Origin of the sequence: Lutibacter maritimus (assembly GCF_900116115.1) — a bacterium.
GTDB lineage: Bacteria > Bacteroidota > Bacteroidia > Flavobacteriales > Flavobacteriaceae > Lutibacter > Lutibacter maritimus.
The window spans coordinates 404,345-410,344 of the sequence record NZ_FOZP01000003.1 but is presented as its reverse complement, the minus strand read 5'-3'; the positions used below and the strand labels follow the sequence as shown (position 1 = coordinate 410,344).

At 31.4% G+C, this 6,000-nt stretch carries 3 protein-coding genes; 1 reads left to right on the top strand and 2 read right to left on the bottom strand.

All coding sequences use genetic code 11. From position 1 onward, the window contains the following. Positions 1-975: T9SS type A sorting domain-containing protein (locus BM335_RS15955; protein ID WP_143102397.1), on the top strand; the 975-nt coding region annotated here is incomplete at its 5' end. 489 nt (positions 976-1,464) lie between these two features. On the opposite strand, the gene BM335_RS07220 is transcribed toward BM335_RS15955, so the two are convergent. Beyond that, positions 1,465-3,282, bottom strand: coding sequence for a hypothetical protein (locus BM335_RS07220; protein ID WP_090224810.1), 1,818 nt, complete (start codon positions 3,280-3,282; stop codon positions 1,465-1,467). Positions 3,283-3,300: 18 nt separating this feature from the next. Next, positions 3,301-5,829 (bottom strand): TonB-dependent receptor, encoded by a 2,529-nt coding sequence (locus BM335_RS07215; protein ID WP_090224808.1) that lies wholly within the window; start codon positions 5,827-5,829, stop codon positions 3,301-3,303. Positions 5,830-6,000 lie beyond the last annotated feature (171 nt).

The window sequence follows — 6,000 nt, the reverse complement described above, 5'->3', positions numbered from 1 at the left end:
GACGGTGTAATAAATAGCGAAGATAGCTGTCCAAATACACCAGCTGGGGAACAAGTAAATAGCGACGGTTGTTCAAGTAGCCAATTAGATGATGACAATGATGGCGTAATGAATAATATTGATACTTGTCCAAATACACCGACAGGAGAAACTGTTAACACTTCAGGTTGTTCAAGTAGCCAGTTAGATGATGATAATGATGGTGTAAAAAATAATGTCGACAAATGTCCAAATAGCACAGCAGGCACAACAGTTGATGCAAATGGTTGTTTTACCTTAGCATCTAATAACTTTACTTTTGAAACAATTAGTGAAACTTGTCCTAATAAAAATAACGGACAAATAAAAATATCAGCGGTAGCTACTTATAATTATACGGTTTCAATTGACGGAACTAATTATAATCTTTCAAATAATAATTTAACAGTTGGTAATTTAGCACCAAAAACATATAATGTATGTATCTCTGTTTCAGGTGAAGCGTATGAACAATGTTTTGTAGTTAAAATAGACCCAGGTAGTACTGTTTCTGCAAAAACAAACGTTTCTTCAAAAGCTATTTCGTTTAGTGTTGAAAATGGAACACCACCATTTAAGGTGTTTGTAAATAATAATGAAGTATTAAATACAAATAATTTTGATTTTTTAATTAATGATGTTAAACAAGGAGATTTAGTTGAGTTAAAAACAGCAATAACTTGTGAAGGCATTGTTTCAAAAAGAATTGATGTATTGGATGGTATTTATGCATATCCAAATCCAACAAAAGGAAATGTTGAAATTGTTATTTCAGATGCTAATGATGAAGTATTTGTTGAGTTATTCAATATGCAATCACAATTGGTTTCATCAAATAGTTATAATGTTCAAAATGGTAAAATTCAATTAAATATTGAGCAATATCCTGTTGGAATTTATATTGTAAAAATTACGCAAAACCAACAGCCACTGATTTTAAAATTAATAAAGAAATAAGTATCGCTTTAAAGCAGCAATATTTTTAACTCACTGTAGAGTTATCACAAAACAACTAAATGTTTTGTGATAAATATCCAGATGTTTTACTAAAAACATCTGGATATTTTTTTATAATCTTTTTTGTAATTTAAAATGTTGTTTTAAGAAAATAAAACAAGTACATAATAAACGAATAGATTTTGTAACATCGTATTGTCCATCTCAATTATTTTAGGAATTAACTCCAATAGTATATGCAAAATATTATAAATGATTAAAGTTTTGTGTAGAATTGAATTTAAAGGATTCATTTAAAAAATGATGAAAATTAACTACATATAACAACAGAATTAGTTTGTTATACACGCGCAGTTTTAATTAGTTAAAGAAAGTATTTAAAAAATGTGTTTGTTTGGTTTTAAAACTAAAAATCTCCAAGAGAATATTTCTCTTGGAGATTTTAATTTAACTTTAAAATGATATTTAAAGTTAGAAATTTATATGTTATTAACTTCTAATATAAGTACCTCCTTGAAGTATATAGTTAATAGTAGAGTTATGTGACGTTCCGTCATAAACGTAAATAGTAACACTAAATTTTTGACCTTCTTCCATACCTGGATAGTTATGCATTAAAACAGCATTTATTGCAGCATCAATTTGAGGAACAGTCCAGTTAAATGTACTTATGTTTCCATAACTTTTTAGATTGCCAACGGCATTTGCATAACCATCAGTATTTTCAAATGTTGCTACAATATAATCATAGTCAGTTTTTAAAAATTCATATTTTATAGTATTATCAGGCACCCAAGTTACACCGTCATGTGCAAATTGCAAAGATGTTTCTTGAGTAGATTGGTAAGCTGTCCACTGACCATCTACTACTGTATATAAATTACCTCTAGTTTGTGCACCACCAGAATAATATTTATAGATAACTTTTAATTCATCACCATCTTTAGCATAAGGATATTTTATACTTAAAAACTTAGTAATATAATTGTCTGTACCCATAGAACTATCAAAATTGTCATATCTACCTGGTTGTCCAGATGCAGTACCCATAGAGTTATAGTCATCAGTTGTTAAAACATAAACATTTGATGGTACAGCCCATGCCCCACCTGAATAAGTGTATACAGATTCTTTAGCTTCTTTATCTCCAATTATTACATCAGGTAATACAGCATTGCTCATAATAGCAGACCAAGTATTTGCTACACGAATACCATCAATTGTTGCTGATGGACCACCTCCACCTTGTCTAACAGCAATTTTTTGAACTGTTAATCCAGGATTTCCAACATTGCTTACCACAGGCGTTGCAGGCTCTGAAGTTACAGCAGCATCTAAAACATATAAATTAGCTGTTCCATTAACAGTATTGTATGAAGCAACAATTAAATAGGTTGTATTTAATTCATATGAAGTTGTGCTATAATCTGAAGGTGTGGAACTAGCTCCAATTCCAAATGAAATTTTACCAGAACCATCGTCTTTAGCACCTACTCTAGCAGCATATCCAAATGAATCATCCATAAAATGCATAAAATAAGTACCAGATCCTACTGAACTTAAATTTACCAATGCACTGTAATATACAGTTCCTGTACTTATCGTTGCTGGTAAAGCGCTGTTTACATCTTCTGAACCAGCACTTGAAATTTCAATTGAGCCACCAACATTTGATGATGGGTAATTTGTCATAGATAAATTTGAAGTAGTATACTGTAATTGATTTGCAGTACCTGAATGAGACGCCCAAGCCCCTGCAGATGCAGTTAATAAATCACCAGCAGTAGCACCATAATTAAAATTCTCTTCTAAAGAAACCATAGGAGTGATTGAGTAAGCATCTCCTGTAAATTGATAATATTGAGCTACAGCTATATCACCTTCTTTAGGGTTACTAATATTAGAATTTATAATCCCTCCAAGATAATTTGCAGGATTAGCATCAAATTTAAAACCTAACAAATTACTTCCGCTTAGTGTATAATCAGCTTGTTTTAAGCTATAGCTACTTACTTTAAAAGCGTTACCTAAGTATAATTTATAATTTACTAAAACTGAAGATCCTTTTCCCCATACTGGGTATAGGTTTGCTAAATAATCAGGAAGCATATTTTTAGCATCGTCTAATGAGCTAAAGCTTCCATAAGATAAATCTAAAGCATCATAATCTTCATCAGTCAAAGTTATAATAGCATCACCAACTACGGGATTTTCTTGTGAGTCAATATCAGAATGGATATCATCCATTGGGTTACAACCTGTTATTAGCAAGCCTAATCCCATTATTAAATAAATAAATTTTTTCATCGTCTAATTATTTTTTAATTAAAATTTAATTTTTGCACTGATGTTGAATGTTCTTCCAAATCCGTACCATACCAATGCAGTTTGAGCATTGTTATTTATACCATCTAATGCATCAGCAACATATTCAGTGTCAAAAACATTGTTCATTCTTGCAGTAAGTGTAGTATCTAAATCTCCAATTTTAAACCCATATCTTACACTAGCATCAAAAGTACCATAAGCAGGTACTTTCCATGGTTGTGGTGTTCCAGGAGTTGTTCTACTATCAGGATTATAGTCTGCATATAAGTCTGCAAAATAGTTGTAATCAACTGTAAAGTGAGTTTTTGGCATTAATTCGTAATCTAATCCTAAAGCTGCTGTAGTTTGTGCAGCATCAGAAACTTTTAAACCTTCAATATATAAGTTATAAGGATTTCCAATTGGGTTTTGATCTTCATCATATACTTGAACGTTTTCTACATTGTTATCCCATTCCCAGTTTCCTAATGATAACATACCTGTTAATGTTAATTTTTCAGAAGGTCTGTAAGTAAAATCTAATTCAACACCTTGGTGTAAAGCATTTACTCCTAATAAGTTTGCAAAATAAGTTTGCCCATTATTATATAGGGTACGAGTAAAAGTTCTGTCGTTCCACTGAGTTCTGTAAAGGTTTAGGTTTGCAGCAAATTTTTCACCTCTAAAGCCATATCCTAATTCTGCAGAAAATATTTTTTGATTCTCAGCTTTATCATTAATACGAACGTTATCATTGTTTGGAAATACTGCTTGGAATCCTGGAGCTTTTTCAAAATATCCGATATTTGCAAATACGTTGTGTTGTTCTGTTAGGTTGTAGTTTGCACCTCCTTTTACGCTATATCCTGTAAAATTATAAGTATCAGTTTCTTTTAAAGGATCGCTATCTAGGTATAAGAAATAATCTACTCTTTGGTAAGATGTGTTTGATGCAGCAACTGAAATAAATGCTGATAAATTATCTTTAGAATACTCTAATTGTGTAAATAATCCTTGCCATCCTACATTACCGTCATTGTTGTAACTGTATTTGTCACCTACTTTAAGAGTTCTGTTTGGGTTATTAATATCACTATTATCAGAAACATAAGCACCACCTAACAAGTCTGTAACTTCAGTAAAGTGTTTTCCAGTATAAGTTCTTAAATCAAGACCAGCAATAAAATCTAGATTTTCATTTAATTCAGTTTTAAAAGTAGATAACATTCCAAACCAAGTATGGTCATTTCTTGAAGCTCTTAACCAAGAAACAGATCCCAATGCACCGTTTGCTCTGTTAATATCAACAATATTATCTAAATCAATTGGTTGATCGCTACCACCTAATCTTACATTAAATAAGCCATAGTCACCAGCAATTCCACCTCCACCTCCTGTACCCCAAGAAGCGTATAATGAAGTTGATAAATCTGATTTATCACTAATTGTCCAATAATGGTTTAAAGAAGATTGTGATTTGTGGTAGAAATTATCTTCTGTGCTCACAATTTGTCCGTTTTTAATACCCCAGTCTGGACTAAATTTATTTCCACTTTCAGCATTTCTATAAGTTTCTATAGTACTTCTATTTTGTCTTTGTCCGTGTCTTTGTGGAGCTCCAAACGAAGTGAATGATAATTTGTGATTTGCGTTTAATTGTTTTGATACATTTATAAAATAGTTGTATCCTTCAAATTGAGTTCCATCAACATAACCATCACCTTTTGTTTTAGATGCAGATACTGTTACTGCAAATCCGTTATCAAGTAATCCTGTAGATACAGTTGCGCCATATTTTTGGTAACCATCATTTCCAACACCCGTAATAATACTTCCACCTTTTTCAGCATCAGTAGTTTTAGATAAAATATTTATAGTACCACCGATAGATGGTACAGCAACTTTTGAAGCTCCTAAACCTCTTTGAACCTGCATTGCACTTGTAACATCAGCTAATCCTGCCCAGTTACTCCAGTAAACTCTACCGTTTTCCATATCATTAACAGGAACACCGTTAATCATAACGGCAACGTTTTCAGAGTTGAACCCTCTTAAATTTAATCTACCATCACCAAATCCACCACCGGATTTAGTAGCATATACACCTGGTGTAGATTTTAAAATTTCAGGAAATTCTTGGGATCCTAATTTGTTTTCAATAACATCGGCTTTAATAGTAGAAACGGCTACTGGCGTTTTTCTTTCAATTGCAAAAGAAGTAGCAGTAATTACAATTTCTTCTAATGATTCAGCAGAAGGTTTTAGCGCAATTGTTCCAAAGTTTACGCTTTTAGAAAATGTAAATGATTTAGCTTCATATCCAACAAATGAAACTAAAATAGTACCATTTGAAACGCTTGTTTCAAATATAAAATTTCCATCAAAATCTGTTGAAACTCCAGAAGTTGCTCCTTTAAGGATTATTGAAGCACCTGGCAATGGTTGATTGGTTTCATCAACTACTTTACCTGTAAGTTTGGTTTGTGCAAAAATGACAGCTGTTGAAAACAACATAACCATCACAAGCCAATTTTTAAAATTTCTCATTGTGTAATTTGATTTGAATTAATGTGTTGCAAAAGTGCAAAAATTTGTTGATTCAGTTTTTAATTAATTGTTAATTTTTAACAAAAAATTAAGAATTTCTAAATATACAAAAATCACTAATTGCAATTGAAAATCAGTCAAATAAATATTAACAAATCTTAAGGAAAACTA